This window comes from Pseudarthrobacter sp. LMD1-1-1.1, from assembly GCF_040676255.1.
Classification (GTDB): Bacteria; Actinomycetota; Actinomycetes; order Actinomycetales; family Micrococcaceae; genus Arthrobacter.
Map to the genome: position 1 here is coordinate 40,672 of NZ_JBEGHP010000027.1, position 15,042 is coordinate 55,713.

A 15,042-nucleotide genomic window follows, 5' to 3' on the forward strand; every position below is an offset into this window, starting at 1 on the left:
ATCAACCGCGCACAGGGAGGAAACGGGCATGACCAACCGGCCCGAACGGCCAGGGTCCAGGCCGAAGACTGATGGCCTGCCCAAGACTGAACCGCTGACCCCTGCACAGCTTCGGCAGGACGCCGCCGCCAAGAGGATGCTGCGCCGCCTGGTGCAGGGCGAGAATCCTCCCACGGCTCCGCTGAGCATCGTGGACCGGCTGGCGGGCAGCCCGTACGCCAACCCCACCATCCAGGTGGGCGGCGTGGATACGTCCGCGCGCAAAACCCTGGACTTCGCCCTGCACCTGGCTGAGACCATGTTCCGCTACGGCGCGGGCGCCCTGGAAGTCGAAACCAGCATCATCGCGGTCACTGCGGCCCTGGGGCTGAAGAACATCGAAGTGGACATCACCAACCAGTCCGTGGGCATCAACTACGCGCCCAAGGACCAGACCCCCATCGCCCTGCTGCGCGTGGTGCGGTCCTGGACCAACAACTACGCCGGGCTGGCCAAGGTGCACCAGCTGGTCACCGACATCGTGGCCGGGGGTGTGGGCCGTGACGAAGCAATCCGCAGGCTCAACGAGGCCATCACCAGCCCCAAGCCCTACCCGCGGTGGATGGTCACCGTGGCGTTCGGCATTTTCGCCGCGGTGTTCGTGGGGGTCCTGGGCGGCGGGCCGGTGTCGTCGGTGATCGCGTTCGTGGCCAATATCGGCATCAGCCTGCTGGCCCGGCAGCTGGGACGCTGGCGGGTTCCCGACTTCTTCATCACCGCGAGCTGCTCTTTCGTGGTCACCATGCTGGCGCTGCTGCTCTGGCAGCTGGGGCTCACCACGTCGCCGTCCATCGTGGTGGTGGGCGGCATCCTGCTCCTCCTGCCCACCGGGCGCCTGGTGTCCTCCGTGCAGGACGCCATCAACGGCTTCCCCGTGACCGCGGCGGGCCGGTTCCTGTCCACCCTGCTGACCTTCGGCGCCATCGTGGCGGGAATCGCCGTTGCCTTCGTGGTGGGGGAGTTGACCGGGCTGCAGCGCATCGACGTCACGCAGACCTTCCCGCCCGCCTACGATCTGTGGGTCCTGATCCTCTTCGTGGCCGCCGCTGTGATGGCCATCGGCATCACGGAACAGACCACGTGGAAGCTCCTGCTGCCCACGGCAGCCGTGGGCGTGGCCGGCTACCTGGTGCTGCTCGGCTGCGGCCAGCTGGGCATCGGGGACCGGTTTGCACCTGCCATGGCCGCCGTCGTCATTGGCCTGCTGGCACGAGTGGTAGCCCTGCGCATGGGCGCACCGCAGCTGGTGGTGGCAGTCCCCGCGGCACTCATCCTGCTGCCGGGCCTCACGATTTTCCGGTCCATGTATGTGCTCACCGTTGAGGAGTCTGAAGTCCTGGCCGGTGCCGGCGGGATGCTCAGCGCCGGCGCCATTGTGCTGGGCACGGCGGGCGGGATTGTGCTGGGCGACGTGCTGGCCCGTCCACTGACCCGCAGCCTGGCAAGCAACGAGCGGCGCCGGGCCCGCCGCCGCTAGGCCACGGCCGCCTGTCCAGGCTAGATCTGGCCGACCGGAAGCTTCTTCTCGGCCTGGAAGTCGTCCTCTACCCGGCCCTGCGCCCAGTACCCGGAGAGGGACACCTGCCGGCGCTCCAGTCCGCGCTGCTTGAACAGGACCTCGCGCAGGGCTTTCATGTAGCCGCGTTCGCCGTGCGCAAAGACATCCACCGTGCCATCGGGCCATTCCGCGTCCGCCACTGCGTTCACCAGCAGGTCGCTGGAACCCGCCGGAGCGCCGTTGCGGGGCAGCCAGGTGATGTGCAGTCCTGCCGGGGCGGCAATGGGCTGGATGTCCGCCTCGGATCCGACCTCCAGGAAGGCCAGCCCGGTTGCCCCTGCCGGCAGTGACTCGATGCAGGCGGCGATGGCGGGCAGGGCCGCCTCGTCACCGGCAAAGAGGTACCAGTCGGCCCCGGGGTTGGGGTTGTACGCGCCGCCCGGGCCGGTAAAGATCAGCGGCTCACCCGGCTGGGCGTTGGCCGCCCACGGACCGGCGAACCCTTCATCGCCGTGGACCACGAAGTCGATGGCCAGTTCCCGGGCCCCGGGATCAACCCAGCGCAGCGTATAGGTGCGGGTGAACGGCCACTGCTCACGCGGCATGGTTTCCCGCACCGTCCAGAGATCCAGCGGGGAGGGGTACTCCACGCCGGGCTGTGGAAAGACGATCTTCACGTAACGGTCAACGAACCCGTTGTTGACGAAATCACCGAAGCCCTCTCCGCCGGCCACGATCCGGACCATGTGCGGGGAGAGCTGTTCCTTCCGCAGCACGGTGAGGTTGACCTGCGGACGGCTCTTCTTGGTTGCGCTGGTGGCGGCGGGGACAGTGCTCATAAGGCAAGCCTAGCTAGGGCAGCGGCGGGAGTTCCCAGGTTACGTCCCGCGCACCCTGTTCCCGGAGCAGCTGGTTTACGCGGCTGAACGGCCTGGAACCAAAGAACCCGCGGGACGCGGACAGTGGACTGGGGTGCGGGCTGGTGACCGCGGGAGCCCCGCCCAGGAGCGGCCGGACGCCCTCAGCCTCCTTGCCCCACAACACCGCCACCAGGGGCATCCCTGACCCGTCGGGGGACTTGCGGGCGGCCAGTGCGGTGACTGCCGCCGTCGTAAGTTCCTCCCAGCCCTTGCCCCGGTGGGAGCCCGCCGCGCCGGCCCGGACGGTGAGCACCCGGTTCAGGAGCAGCACCCCCTGCTCCGTCCAGGCGGACAAATCCCCATGGACGCGCGGGGGAATACTCAGGTCCGATTCCAGCTCCCGGTAAATGTTGACCAGGCTGCGGGGGAGGGGCCGGACGTGCGGGTCAACCGAAAACGACAGGCCGACGGCGTGTCCCGGCGTGGGGTAGGGGTCCTGCCCCACGATGAGGACCTTCACGTCCGCGAGGGGTTGGCGGAAGGCGCGCAGGACGTTCGACGGCGGCGGCAGGAGCTGGTGCCCGGCCGCCTCTTCGTCTGCGAGGAACGCCAGGACCTTCCGGAGCTGGGCTTCGACGCCCTGCAGCGCCGCGGCCCAGTCCGGAGCCATCAGCTCTGCCAGTGGCAGCTGCGCCAGATCGGCGAAGCCGGCGGCGTCCGCAGGGTCCTGCTGCAGCTCGAAGAGGGCATCCGATTCAACCATCGTTCCATTGTTGCAGGGACGGAGCAGGCCGGCCGGGAACATCCAGCCGGGCGGGCGTAAATGACACCCTTGTTATTCGGCGGCTAGCATAGGGGTAAGACATTGACCCTTACCAGCGAAGGAGTGCGCCGTGGCGGAACCGGCCCGGGAACACCTGCCGGAGCAGGATCCAAGGAACTCCCTCCTGGCGGATTTCACCCTTCGTGAGTCCTCCCTGTCCGAGCGTGAACAACAAATGCTGGCGCTGGAACGGCAGTGGTGGAAGTACGCGGGAGCCAAGGAGCAGGCCATCCGTGACCTGTTTGACCTCTCCGCCACCCATTACTACCAGCTCCTGAACGCATTAATTGACCGCGAGGATGCGCTGGCCCACGATCCCATGCTGGTCAAGAGATTGCGTAGACTACGTACGTCGCGCCACCGTGCACGTACTGCCCGGCGCCTGGGATCCGACGCTTAAGACGCCCCAGGCCGGGACAACAGCCGCAATCAACAAGGATGTCCTTCCACCATGACCAGATACGCCCGCGATGAATTCGACAAAGTCCCGGAGGCTGCGTCGCGACAAGGTGTCCACCGGACGGCCTCGGCCCCGTCCCGCGTGCGGCTGTGGCCCATCCTGGCGATGGGAGTAGCGGCCCTGGCCATAGGGTTGGTGTCCTTCCTGATCCTTCCCAAACTTGGCTTCAACACCACCGCCAGCCAGGCCTCGGCCAGCGTGGAGTCAGCTCCGCTGGCCGGCACCGGCACAGCCCCTTCGGCCACGCCTTCCGCTTCCGCGCCCGTGGCTTCCACGGTGCCCTCCGCTTCTTCCGAGCCAACCCAGGATGCCGGCCCCTCTCCGGAGTCCACGGCCCCTGCCAGCCAGCAGGCCGTCGTCGACAGGACCCAGGCCGTTGCCATCTACAACGCCGCCGGTACGGCGGGGCTGGCCAGCCGGGTAGGCGGAACCGTCCAGGGTGACGGTTGGCGGCTCGGCCAGGTTGGCAACTGGTCTGGAGCCCCGCAAAAGTCCTCCGTGATTTTCTACGCGGGCCCCCAGCACCTGGCCAGCGCCCAGGCGCTTGCCGGTCTGCTGAACATCCCCACCGTAGTGGACAGTACCGAATTCCAGTCGCCGCTCGTTGTGGTCCTGGGCCCGGGTTACCGGTAGCCGCACGCCGTCCAGTAACGCCGGTCCGGTCTCCACCTGGCCCCAAACGGAAAGAGTTGTTCATCATGGCACTGGGAACCGTGAAATGGTTCAACGCTGAAAAGGGATACGGCTTCATCACCGTTGACGGCTCCGGTGATGACATTTTTGTCCACTGGTCCGCAATCCAGGGGGAGGGGTACCGTGCCCTGGCCGAAGGGCAGCGGGTGCAGCTCGATGTGGGCGAGGGTGAAAAGGGTCCGCAGGCGGAAAACGTCCGGCCGGCCCAGTGATGCCTGCTCTGCGGCGAGATGGCCGCATCCGGGCGGCCCTCGCCCTGTCCGCGGCAGCAGTTCTTTCGATGACAGCATGCGCCGGTACCGGCGGCAACGCCAGGGTGGAAACGGCGGAGGCCTCCGGCGACGGCGTCCTGCGGGCGGGGATGATCCTGGACAATGCCGGTGACAATGCCTTCCTTAACGCTCCCCAGCTGGCAGCCGCCAAGCTCGCCATCCAGGACATCAACGCCGCCGGCGGACACAAAGGCCGGCCGGTGGAGCTCCTCCCGGTGCACCCGGACCAGGACACGGGAAAGCAGGCGAAGGACCTCGCCGCCGCCAAAGCGGATGTGGTGATCGGACCCACCGATTCCAGCCATGCGGCCGCCGCGGTGGACGTTCTGTCCCACGCGCGCATACCGGTCATCTCGCCGGCCAACACAGCTGCAGGCCTGTCAGGGCTCGCCAGCGGAGGCTACTATTTCCGCACCGCCGCAGCCGACGTCGCCCAGGGCCCCGTGCTGGCCAAACTCGCCAAGGACTCCGGGGCCGCCACCATCACCGTGCTGTACCAGGAAGGCTCCTACGGCAAGGACCTCTCCGCTGCCGTCACGGACGCTGCGACAAAGTCCGGACTCACGGTCCTGCCCGGGGCCGGCTTCAAGGACGGTGCCGCCGCCGAAACCGCGCGCTCCACTGCAAAGGCCAAGCCTGACGCCGTCGTCCTGATTGCCCGCGAGGGCGCGCAGGACGCCCTGGCCGCGCTGGACAGCGCCGGCCTCACCGGTTCACGGATCATCCTCAGCGACGGCGCGTTTGCCCGCTACGGCTCCAGGCTCGCCTCCGGGACCCTCAAGGGCACACGCGCCGTCGTCCCCGGACAGTTGCCCACCGCTGCCTTCCAGGCAAAACTGCTGGCGGTGGACCCTGCCCTCAAGGACGTCTCCTACGCTGCCGAAACCTACGACGCCGTCACGCTGGCGGCCCTCGCCGCAGCACGTGCCCAGGATGACGCCGGACGCTCCATTGCCGGCAACCTGATTGCCGTCTCCGGAGGGGCAGCCGGCCCCGGCGCCGGAGTGCCAGCCGCCCCATGCCTGAGCTACAAGGAGTGCCTGGGCGGCCTTGCTGCCGGCCCGGACATCAACTACGACGGCGAATCGGGCCCGGTGGCCTTCGATGCCAAGGGCGATATCACCACGGCCCTCTTCTCCGTGTACACCTTCGGACCCGACAACAACCCCACCCTGTCCGGACGGGAGACAGCCGGACACTCCGGCTGATCGCCCTGGGCGAAGCGGCCCCGCCCTGCGGGGTGTCACGCGTCTTTTCGCTTGCACTCTCACCTGGGGAGTGCTAATTATTGACTTAGCACTCTGACGCACCGACTGCTAAAGCAATGCCTGGTTCCGGCCGGCGGCGCACGGCACCGGTCGAGGAGCGAAAGAAACACCTCACTTCAGTGAGATCCCCGCCCGGAGGCATACAGAGGCCGCCGGCAAAGGATCGTCCGTCGCGGGCACTGCAGCGAAGGTTCATTCTTAACGACTGTCCCGAAAGGACTACTGCCGTTATGGCCAAGATCATTGCATTTGATGAAGAGGCACGCCGCGGCCTTGAGCGTGGCCTGAACACCCTCGCCGACGCCGTTAAGGTCACCCTCGGCCCGCGTGGCCGCAACGTCGTCCTCGAAAAGAAGTGGGGCGCCCCCACGATCACCAACGATGGTGTTTCCATCGCCAAGGAGATCGAGCTGGACGATCCCTACGAGAAGATCGGCGCAGAGCTGGTCAAGGAAGTTGCCAAGAAGACCGACGACGTTGCCGGTGACGGCACCACCACGGCAACCGTCCTGGCCCAGGCCCTGGTCAAGGAAGGCCTGCGCAACGTTGCCGCCGGCGCCGACCCGCTGTCCCTCAAGCGCGGTATCGAAAAGGCTGTTGAGGCCGTCACCGCCGAGCTGCTGAACTCCGCCAAGGAAATCGAAACCAAGGAAGAGATCGCGGCTACCGCCTCCATCTCCGCCGGTGACGACGAGATCGGTGCCCTTATCGCCGAAGCCCTGGACAAGGTGGGCAAGGAAGGCGTCATCACGGTCGAGGAGTCCAACACCTTCGGCCTGGAGCTGGAACTCACCGAAGGCATGCGCTTCGACAAGGGTTACATCTCCGCCTACTTCGTCACCGACGCTGAGCGCCAGGAAACGGTCCTCGAGGATCCGTACATCCTGATCGTCAACTCCAAGATCTCCAACGTCAAGGAACTGGTTGCTGTCCTGGAAAAGGTCATGCAGTCCAACAAGCCGCTGCTGATCATTGCCGAGGACATCGAGGGCGAGGCCCTGGCCACCCTGATCGTGAACAAGATCCGCGGCACCTTCAAGTCCGTCGCCGTCAAGGCTCCCGGCTTCGGTGACCGCCGCAAGGCCCAGCTCGCCGACATCGCCGTCCTCACCGGCGGCCAGGTCATCTCCGAGGAAGTTGGCCTCAAGCTGGAGACTGCCGGCCTGGAGCTCCTGGGCCAGGCCCGCAAGGTTGTTGTCACCAAGGACGAGACCACCATCGTCGAAGGTGCCGGCGACGCCGACCAGATCGCCGGCCGCGTGTCCCAGATCCGCGCCGAGATCGAGAACTCCGACTCCGACTACGACCGCGAGAAGCTGCAGGAGCGCCTGGCCAAGCTGGCCGGCGGCGTTGCAGTTATCAAGGCCGGAGCTGCAACCGAGGTTGAGCTCAAGGAGCGCAAGCACCGCATTGAAGACGCCGTGCGCAACGCCAAGGCTGCAGTTGAAGAAGGCATCGTCGCCGGTGGCGGCGTGGCCCTGATCCAGGCCGGTGCCAAGGCATTTGCCAACCTTCAGCTCTCCGGCGACGAAGCAACGGGCGCCAACATCGTCCGCGTTGCCATCGACGCTCCGCTGAAGCAGATCGCCTTCAACGCCGGCATGGAGCCTGGCGTAGTTGTCGACAAGGTCCGTGGCCTGCCCGCAGGCCACGGCCTGAACGCAGCAACCGGCGAGTACGTCGACCTGCTGGCTGCCGGCGTCAACGACCCCGTAAAGGTGACCCGCTCTGCCCTGCAGAACGCTGCCTCGATCGCCGGCCTGTTCCTCACCACCGAAGCAGTGGTGGCTGACAAGCCGGAGAAGGTTTCCGCCCCCGCCGGTGGCGACGACATGGGCGGCATGGGCGGCATGGGCGGCTTCTAAGCCTCCCGGCCGGGACCTGCCCCGCCAGTTACGAAAGTGCGGCCCCCTCTTCGGAGGGGGCCGCACTTTTTTGTCCCGCTGCCGGGATCCTGCCGGGATCTACTTCCTGGCCGAATCCAGCATCCCCTGGACTTCCTTCTTGAAGGCTTCGGCGGCAGCCTGGGGGGTCTGCCGGTCATACAGCACTTCATCCGTGTAGCGCTTGATGACATTCTGGACGCTTCCCGCACCCACAGGAGGAACCGGGGGCGCGTCCTTTATATCCGGCGCAATGTCTTTCAGGAACCCCACCACGGTGGTGTCTGCCGGCTTGAGCGAGGACGTGATGCCGGAAACGATGTCGCTGTTGGTGGGTACACCCCTGTCCGTCATCAGGATGGCCCCGGCCTCCGGGCTGTTGGTGAGGTAGTTGATGAACTCCGCGGCTTCCTTGGGATGCTTTGAACGGGACGAGGCGGACCAGAACATCGTCGGCTTGTAGTACATGCCGTTACTGGCCGCCGCGCCGTCGACGCTCGGAGCGCGCAGCATTTTGATGTTGCTGCCGGTGGTGGCCTCAAGCGATCCAAGTTGGTTGGTCCACCACCAGGCCATACCCACCCGGTTGGTGCCGAAGAGGCTTTGCTCAAGGCTGGCCCCGCCGTCTTCCGTCGCCACGTTCGCCGGCGGGCTGGCCTTGGAATCGCGTTGTTCCTTGAGCCGTTCCCAGAAGGAGGCGGCCGTGCCGGCCTCGAAGCCGAGCTTGCCGTCAGCGGAGTAGAGGTTTTCCCCGTGCTGGCGCAGCCAGATGATCAGGTCGGCCTCGTTGCTGCCGTAGGCGGCACCATAGGTCTTCCCGTCACTCGCGGCGCTGAGCTTCGCGGCGGTGTCCATGAATTCTTTCCACGTCCACGTCTTGTCATCCGGGACGGGTATGCCGGCCGCTTCAAATACCTTGGTGTTGGCCATGATGACGTAGGCATTCTGGCCTGTGCTCAGGCCATACTGTGCGCCGCTGTACTGGCCGGACGCGAGGGCTTCCTTGTCCAGTTTCGACGTGTCGATGCCGTCCTGCCTGGACAAGTCCATGAGGGCGCCGCGGCCGCCGTATTCGGCGATGTACTTCTGGTCCATCTGAATGACGTCGGGCGCATCATTGGCGGCGGTCTTTGTGGCCAGCTTGTCCCAGTAGCTGGACCATTCGCCGGGCTCGGCCTTGACCTTGATGTTTGGATGGGACGCCTCAAACGCGGCGATGACCTTGTCTGTCTGTCCGTTGAGGTACTCGTTGCCCCACCATGCGAACCGCAGGGTTACCTGGCCGTTGTCGCCCGATCCGCCCGGGGCTCCGCAGCCTGTGGCCAGGATGGACAGGGCAAGGGCGGCAGCGCCAAGCTGGAAACTGCGGCGGCTTACGACTGGAATCGTCATTGATGTTCCTTCCGGGTTGGCTTCTCCGGCGCGGCCCAGCACGGTCGCCCGGCGTAGTCCAAGGATGAGAGAAACCGCTTTCTCATGTGATGCTGTGATTGTTTCGCGCATCCGGCACCCCCGTCAAGAATTTTCGGTAAACGTTTTCCCACATCTTCGCCGGGCCGCTGTCGGCCGCTTCTGGCAGGATGGACCGGTGACGATTACTGCAGCGGCTGATGGTTCGGCCTTGGGAAACCCCGGCCCGGCCGGATGGGCCTGGTATGTGAATGACGATTGCTGGCGCGCCGGCGGATGGCCCCACGGGACCAACAACCAGGGGGAGCTGATGGCTGTCCTTGACCTCCTGCGCGCCACAGCGCACCTGCCCGGGGAAGACCTGCGCATCCTTTGCGACAGCCAGTACGTGATCAACTCCATTACCAAATGGATGCCGGGATGGAAGCGCAAAGGCTGGCGCAAGGCCGATGGAAAGCCTGTCCTGAACGTGGAACTGCTGAAGGAACTTGACCGCGAACTGGCCGGCAGGACCTACACCTTCGAATGGGTCAAGGGGCACGCCGGCCACGACCTCAATGAGGCAGCCGACGAGCGCGCCAGGGCTGCGGCAACCGCCTACCAGCAGGGAGTGGCAGCAAGGTCGGGTCCAGGCTTCCCCGGCGGCCAGCACCCGGGCACCTCCGGGCGCGCCGCGGCCCCGCAGCCTGCCTCCGGCGCGGGCCTTCCGCCCGCCACGCTGGACATCCCGCCCGCCGCACCGGCCCGTCCTGCAGCGGCGCCTGGCGACGTTCAGGCAGTCCGTGGCGCCGATGCTTCGGGGAGGCCGCGGGCCACTCCGGCGCCCGTCCCGGCCTTCGAGGAACTTGACCTGTTCAGCGAACTGGACAACGAAGCCCTCGAAGTGGCCGAGGCAACCCAGCAGGCCGGCTCAGTCCCGCCCGAGGCGCTGGTGGAAGAGCTCGAACGTGAGCTGCTGGGTCCCTTGGTGCGGGGGGATATCGGGCGGACCGCCGTCCTCCTTCACCCGGACTTCATGGAAATCGGGAGTTCCGGAAGGGTCTGGACCCGGGACGCCATGATGATGGCCCTGGAAGAGGACCCGGGGGAACGGACCGACATTGAAATCCTGGGTGCGGAGCGCATCGGCACCAGTGCGGTCCTGCTGACGTACCGAAGCTTTGCGCGATCCGGCACTACGCTCCGCAGTTCGCTGTGGGTCCTCGATGGGGACCGCTGGCGGTTGCGGTTCCACCAGGGGACTCCGGAGGCCTGAGTCCAGGTGTCAGCTGAACCGCTGCGCGTTCCCCTGCTCCGCCTGGGCATAGGTGGCGGCGGCAGAGGCCAAGGCGGTGTTGATGGATGCCAGTGAAGCCTCCACCCGGCCCTGGGTGATGGTCCATTCGGTGACGAGTGCCTGGAAGTTGGTGGCGGCGGAGCCCCGCCATGAACCCTGGAGTTCATCCAGTCCGCGTTTCATGGTTTGCACGTCGGCGCTGATCCGGTCCACCGTGGCCTGCACGTTGGCGGACTTCAGCTGAAGTAATTCTGTGTCGACGGAAATGATGCTCATGGCTGTGCCTCTCAGATAGGGCGGGGGAGTGGCCCCCGCGCCCGGCGGTTCCGGGCTGCTGGGACGAGCCTATGGAGCGGCGGCGGGCCGGAGCCATTGCCGGCCGGCTATATGTGGATAACCGATCCGTCGCTCCCCCTCGCGCCGGCGGTGCTTCCGGCTGGTTCCTGGCCGTCTGCGCCGCCATCCCGGGGTGGGTCTTCACGCCGCGGCAGGCTGACCACCAGGGTGGCGCCGCCGCCGTCGGTCTTCTCAACCCGCACCGAGCCGCCGTGGGATCCCACGATTGCCGCCACGATGGCGAGCCCCAGGCCGCTGCCACCCGTCTCCCTGGTGCGGGAGGTGTCCGCACGGTAGAAGCGTTCGAAGACCTTGGCCGCCTCCTCTTCGGAAATGCCCGGTCCGTGGTCCCGCACTTCGATGACGGAGCGCTCCCCGCCGTCGGCACTGCGCACCCCAACGGCGAGTTCGATAGGACTGCCCTCCGGGGTGTAGCGCAAGGCGTTGCCCACAAGGTTTCCCACCACCTGGCGCAGCTTGGCCTCATCCCCGAGCGCCGGGGCAGGTGCCGCCGGTCCGCCGTCGAGCCCGGTCAGTGAAATCACCCGGGAACGGTCGCTCGCCTGCGTGTCCACCACGGCATCGTGGGCGATCAGCTGCAGGTCCACCGGCTTCTGCTGCAGGGGCCGCTGCTCATCGATGCGGGCCAGCAGGAGCAGGTCCTCAACCATCGACCCCATGCGCTTGGCTTCGCTTTCGATCCGGCCCATGGCTGTGGCCACGTCCTCGTCCGTAGCCAGGGCGCCGTGGCGGTACAGCTCGGAGAACCCGCGGATGGTCACCAGCGGGGTACGCAGCTCGTGGGAGGCGTCGGCGGCAAAGCGGCGCATCCTGGCTTCGGAGGCGGTCCGCGCTGCGAAGGCGGTTTCAATATGCGCCAGCATGGCATTCAGCGAACTGCTGAGCCGGCCCAGCTCTGTAGTGGGGTTCTCCACTTCCACGCGGCGGGAGAGGTCGCCGGCGGCAATGGCGGCGGCCGTTTTTTCCACCCTGGCAAGAGGCCGGAAGGAACGCGACACGGTCCAGCTCGCAATGAGCGAGGCCAGCAGCAGCGTCAGCAGGCCCACCCCGGTAACCACCAGGGTGGCATGCTTGAGGACGTCGTCCACGCTCTCCAGCGGCAGCCCAATTACCACCACGGCAGTGGTTTGGCCGTTCTGGACCGTCACGGCCACCACGCGCCAGTTCTCCCCGTCCGTCCCGCGGACCTGGAATGGGGCCAGGTCGCGGGCCTGCGCCTGTTCCACCGTCATGGAGCTGATGTCCGGGTGGTCGTCGGGATCACCGCCGAACGTGTACGGCTGCTCGCCCGGCGCGAAGAGCATCAGCGAGTAGTCGGTGGGTATGGAGCTGGGAGCCTGCAGCTGGGTGAAGGAGCGTTGTTTCCGGGCGGAGTCGACGGCGGCGTTCAGTTTGTCATCCACCTGGCCCTGAAGGTAGCTGTGCAGCAGTGTCAGGGTCACCGCACCGGTCACCGTCAGGGCCACAATCAGCAGGGCCATGATCATGGCCACCAGCTGCGACCTGAGTGAGGCCGACTTCCACCGCTTCAGCAAGGTCAGCGCTTTTCGGCCGTCCGCAGGACGTAGCCCACGCCGCGCTTGGTCTGGATCAGGGCCGGCGCCTCGGGGTCGATGTCCACCTTCCGCCGCAGGTAGGAGATGTAGGACTCCACGATGGACGCATCCCCGTTGAAGTTGTATTCCCAGACGTGGTCAAGGATCTGCGACTTGGACAGGACCCGGTTGGGGTTGAGCATGAGGTAGCGCAGGAGCTTGAACTCGGTGGGGGAGAGCTCAATGACGGTGCCGCCACGGCGCACCTCATGGGCGTCGTCGTCGAGTTCGAGGTCGTCCACGCGGATGACCGCGTCGTCGTCGAGCAGGGGCTGCGTGCGGCGGAGCACGGCACGGATCCTGGCCACCACTTCGTCGAGGCTGAAGGGTTTGGTGACGTAGTCGTCGCCGCCCACGGTCAGGCCCGTTACCTTGTCCTCCGTGTCGTCCTTGGCGGTCAGGAAGAGAACGGGGAAGTGCTTGCCGGAGGCACGAAGCCGCCGGGTCACGGTGAAGCCGTCCATGTCAGGGAGCATGACGTCCAGCACGGCCAGGTCGGGGGCGTGGGTATCGGCCGCGGCGAGGGCGTCGCGGCCGTTCGCGGCCGAAACCACTTCAAAGCCGGCGAACCGGAGCGACGTGGAGAGGAGCTCGCGGATGTTGGGTTCATCATCAACGACGAGCAGCCGGGCTTCTGGACCGTTCTTGTTCATGCTCCCATCATGCTCCCAGTCTCTGGGAGTTGTCTGGATATTAGTTGTGAGCATGGTGATGGTGGGCTTGCCGTCACCAGTCCATGGTCCCCGGCTCGCCTTTGAACGGGCCCACCACCCGGCTGGTGATCCAGCCACCGTAGAAGCGGCCGGGCTGGGCCGTCACCCGTTCGCCATCCACTTCGCAGTAATCCATCCGGCCGGGATAGACCGCCACCCGGTCAGCGAGTGCCTCGAAGCCGGAGGCCGGCTCGGGATAGGACCAGGCGGCGCTGTCCGCTTCCTTGCCGCCGCCACGCACGGTCAGGTACTTCGCGGAACCCTTGAACTCGCAGAAGCTGCTGCCCGAGGCGGGCTCCAGGGAACCGGCGGCGAAAGCTGACTTGAGGATGTAGTACACCGGTGGGTGGCTGGTTTCGAGGACGCGCAGCGAATCGGTGGTATCGAGGATCAGTTCACCGCCCAGGACGATGCGGATCCGTTCAGTGCTGGGCTCGATCCGCGGCGGCCGGGGATAGTCCCAGGCCGACTCCTGCCCGGGTCCGGGCGTGGCAGGGACAATTCTTGTAGTCATGCTTCCAGTGTGCGTCCGGACGCGGCGTTCCGCACCCGGGAACCCAATTCGCGGCAAGAACGTTCCGCGTCCCGCGTCTTCCCCCGCCCCTGCTGCGGGAATACAGTGATGCTTGCCTGGCGGGCAAGCCCGGCACCAGCGTTCCAACGGAGCACCGGCATCTGTTTTCCGCACACCCGTGGCTCCACCCCACCACCGGTAGTTTTCCGATAGCTCCTGGCCCATCGAAGGGGATTGACCATCATGACTGACCTGAGTGCGACTGACAAACCAGCTGCCAATGAACGCAGCATCCGGGACTGGGCGGACCTTGCCGAGGAGATGTGGTCCTATCTCACCGGCAAAGGTGCCGCGATCAACTACCAGTTCATCGACATGACCGTTGAGGTTCCGCGTGACATCGGCCCCGACGCACCGCGTGCCACCTGGAAGCTCAACGGAAGCCTGCGCGTCACCACCAGTGACCGGGACGCCGCCGGAGCGGACTCGAACCGCGGTTGACGGACATGGCGGAGAACCGTCTGGACATCGATCTGGACTTTTCGTACACGGACGGGTCGGGTGCTGTCACCAACGGCCGTGCCAAGTCCGCCGGTACGGAGGTGACCGTGTCACTGGAAGGCCTCGCCCCGCTGACCGGCGGCGGCCTGCCATCGCTTGAAGAGATTAAACCGCTGGCGGAGCTGCTGGCCCGCAAAGGGATCAGCGTCACCGTTGCCGGACCTGACGGAACCATCCTCAGCCTGGGCAACGTGGACAGCCCGGCGTCACAGCGGCTGGTGACGCGCTCGCCCCATATCAAACTGGGCAAGCTCGGCTCCCTGCTGCCGCTGGTCAGGCAGGGCAGGCGGAGGCCCAGGGGCATGCCACTGCTGCCCCCAGCCACGCCCTTGCCGTTGGTCCCCACAGTCCAGCGGAACATCATCCGGCGCATCACCACCACCCACTACGCCAGGGGTGGCGGCCGGCCGCGGCTGATCTTTGTCCAGGATGCCGCCACCTGGACCGGCCAGATTCCGCGGGAGGTGGCCCTCTCCGGGGAGGTCACGACCATAGGCGGCAGCCCCGGGTCGGATGTCCAGCTGGAGGGCCTGGAGGCACTCCACGCCGAAATCAGGCACGACGAGCAGGATGAGTACGTCCTGGTACCTTACGGGCCGGTCAGCGGAAGTGTTTCCAGGACAGGGCCTTCCGTACTGCGGACCGGGGCAAGGATCCAAATGGGGCAGTGGTGCCTTGCCTTCTTCCGGGAGGAATTCGCCGACCACGGCCGCCCCTATGGCGGCCGGAGCGGCGGCGAACTGGCCTACGAACGCCCCCAGCTGGACCCACGGACGGGAACCATGGAGCGTGACAGCTCCGAGGGCATCAGCTGAGGACG

At 66.5% G+C, this 15,042-nt stretch carries 16 protein-coding genes; 9 read left to right on the plus strand and 7 right to left on the minus strand.

Going from position 1 to position 15,042, the window contains the following annotated elements:
- Positions 1-28 precede the first annotated feature (28 nt).
- Positions 29-1,516 (plus strand): threonine/serine ThrE exporter family protein, encoded by a 1,488-nt coding sequence (locus tag MRBLMD1_RS21230; protein ID WP_159632870.1) that lies wholly within the window; start codon positions 29-31, stop codon positions 1,514-1,516.
- Positions 1,517-1,536: 20 nt separating this feature from the next.
- Here the strand turns inward: MRBLMD1_RS21230 and MRBLMD1_RS21235 are convergent, their stop codons facing one another.
- Positions 1,537-2,376, minus strand: coding sequence for a siderophore-interacting protein (locus MRBLMD1_RS21235; RefSeq protein ID WP_159632869.1), 840 nt, complete (start codon positions 2,374-2,376; stop codon positions 1,537-1,539).
- A gap of 13 nt (positions 2,377-2,389) precedes the next feature.
- Positions 2,390-3,160, minus strand: a complete 771-nt coding sequence (locus MRBLMD1_RS21240) for a uracil-DNA glycosylase (RefSeq protein WP_364403483.1) — start codon at positions 3,158-3,160, stop codon at positions 2,390-2,392.
- A gap of 130 nt (positions 3,161-3,290) precedes the next feature.
- Between MRBLMD1_RS21240 and MRBLMD1_RS21245 the strand changes: the two genes are divergently transcribed.
- From MRBLMD1_RS21245 to groL, 5 genes are all read left to right on the plus strand, one after another.
- A complete protein-coding gene (locus tag MRBLMD1_RS21245) occupies positions 3,291-3,620 on the plus strand; it encodes a DUF3263 domain-containing protein (RefSeq protein ID WP_364403486.1) in 330 nt (109 codons plus the stop codon).
- 51 nt (positions 3,621-3,671) lie between these two features.
- Positions 3,672-4,313 (plus strand): LytR C-terminal domain-containing protein, encoded by a 642-nt coding sequence (locus MRBLMD1_RS21250; protein WP_364403489.1) that lies wholly within the window; start codon positions 3,672-3,674, stop codon positions 4,311-4,313.
- Between the two features lie 65 nt (positions 4,314-4,378).
- A complete protein-coding gene (locus MRBLMD1_RS21255) occupies positions 4,379-4,585 on the plus strand; it encodes a cold-shock protein (protein WP_141180812.1) in 207 nt (68 codons plus the stop codon).
- Between the two features lie 68 nt (positions 4,586-4,653).
- Complete coding sequence (locus tag MRBLMD1_RS21260) at positions 4,654-5,853, plus strand: ABC transporter substrate-binding protein (RefSeq protein ID WP_364403493.1); 1,200 nt, start codon at positions 4,654-4,656, stop codon at positions 5,851-5,853.
- Between the two features lie 290 nt (positions 5,854-6,143).
- Positions 6,144-7,778, plus strand: a complete 1,635-nt coding sequence (gene groL, locus MRBLMD1_RS21265; protein WP_159632864.1) for a chaperonin GroEL — start codon at positions 6,144-6,146, stop codon at positions 7,776-7,778.
- A 99-nt stretch (positions 7,779-7,877) separates the two neighbouring features.
- Here groL and MRBLMD1_RS21270 read toward each other — a convergent pair whose 3' ends face one another.
- On the minus strand, positions 7,878-9,188 hold the full coding sequence (locus MRBLMD1_RS21270) for an ABC transporter substrate-binding protein (RefSeq protein ID WP_364403496.1): 1,311 nt from the start codon (positions 9,186-9,188) through the stop codon (positions 7,878-7,880).
- Between the two features lie 196 nt (positions 9,189-9,384).
- Between MRBLMD1_RS21270 and MRBLMD1_RS21275 the strand changes: the two genes are divergently transcribed.
- Positions 9,385-10,461: a ribonuclease HI family protein gene (locus MRBLMD1_RS21275; RefSeq protein WP_224025044.1), complete on the plus strand. Its 1,077-nt coding sequence runs from the start codon at positions 9,385-9,387 to the stop codon at positions 10,459-10,461.
- Between the two features lie 9 nt (positions 10,462-10,470).
- Here the strand turns inward: MRBLMD1_RS21275 and MRBLMD1_RS21280 are convergent, their stop codons facing one another.
- The 4 genes from MRBLMD1_RS21280 to MRBLMD1_RS21295 form a co-directional block, all read right to left on the minus strand.
- Positions 10,471-10,758: a WXG100 family type VII secretion target gene (locus MRBLMD1_RS21280; protein WP_159632861.1), complete on the minus strand. Its 288-nt coding sequence runs from the start codon at positions 10,756-10,758 to the stop codon at positions 10,471-10,473.
- A 107-nt stretch (positions 10,759-10,865) separates the two neighbouring features.
- On the minus strand, positions 10,866-12,374 hold the full coding sequence (locus MRBLMD1_RS21285) for a sensor histidine kinase (protein WP_364403501.1): 1,509 nt from the start codon (positions 12,372-12,374) through the stop codon (positions 10,866-10,868).
- A gap of 2 nt (positions 12,375-12,376) precedes the next feature.
- The gene (locus MRBLMD1_RS21290) at positions 12,377-13,087 is read right to left on the minus strand and encodes a response regulator transcription factor (protein WP_056331118.1); all 711 of its coding nucleotides are present in this window, start codon (positions 13,085-13,087) and stop codon (positions 12,377-12,379) included.
- A 73-nt stretch (positions 13,088-13,160) separates the two neighbouring features.
- Positions 13,161-13,661, minus strand: a complete 501-nt coding sequence (locus MRBLMD1_RS21295; protein ID WP_224025051.1) for a DUF427 domain-containing protein — start codon at positions 13,659-13,661, stop codon at positions 13,161-13,163.
- 243 nt (positions 13,662-13,904) lie between these two features.
- Here MRBLMD1_RS21295 and MRBLMD1_RS21300 point away from each other — a divergent pair, with 243 nt between their 5' ends.
- Positions 13,905-14,162 (plus strand): hypothetical protein, encoded by a 258-nt coding sequence (locus MRBLMD1_RS21300; RefSeq protein ID WP_159632858.1) that lies wholly within the window; start codon positions 13,905-13,907, stop codon positions 14,160-14,162.
- A gap of 5 nt (positions 14,163-14,167) precedes the next feature.
- Positions 14,168-15,037 (plus strand): FHA domain-containing protein, encoded by an 870-nt coding sequence (locus MRBLMD1_RS21305; RefSeq protein WP_364403505.1) that lies wholly within the window; start codon positions 14,168-14,170, stop codon positions 15,035-15,037.
- The last annotated feature ends 5 nt before the right edge of the window (positions 15,038-15,042 follow it).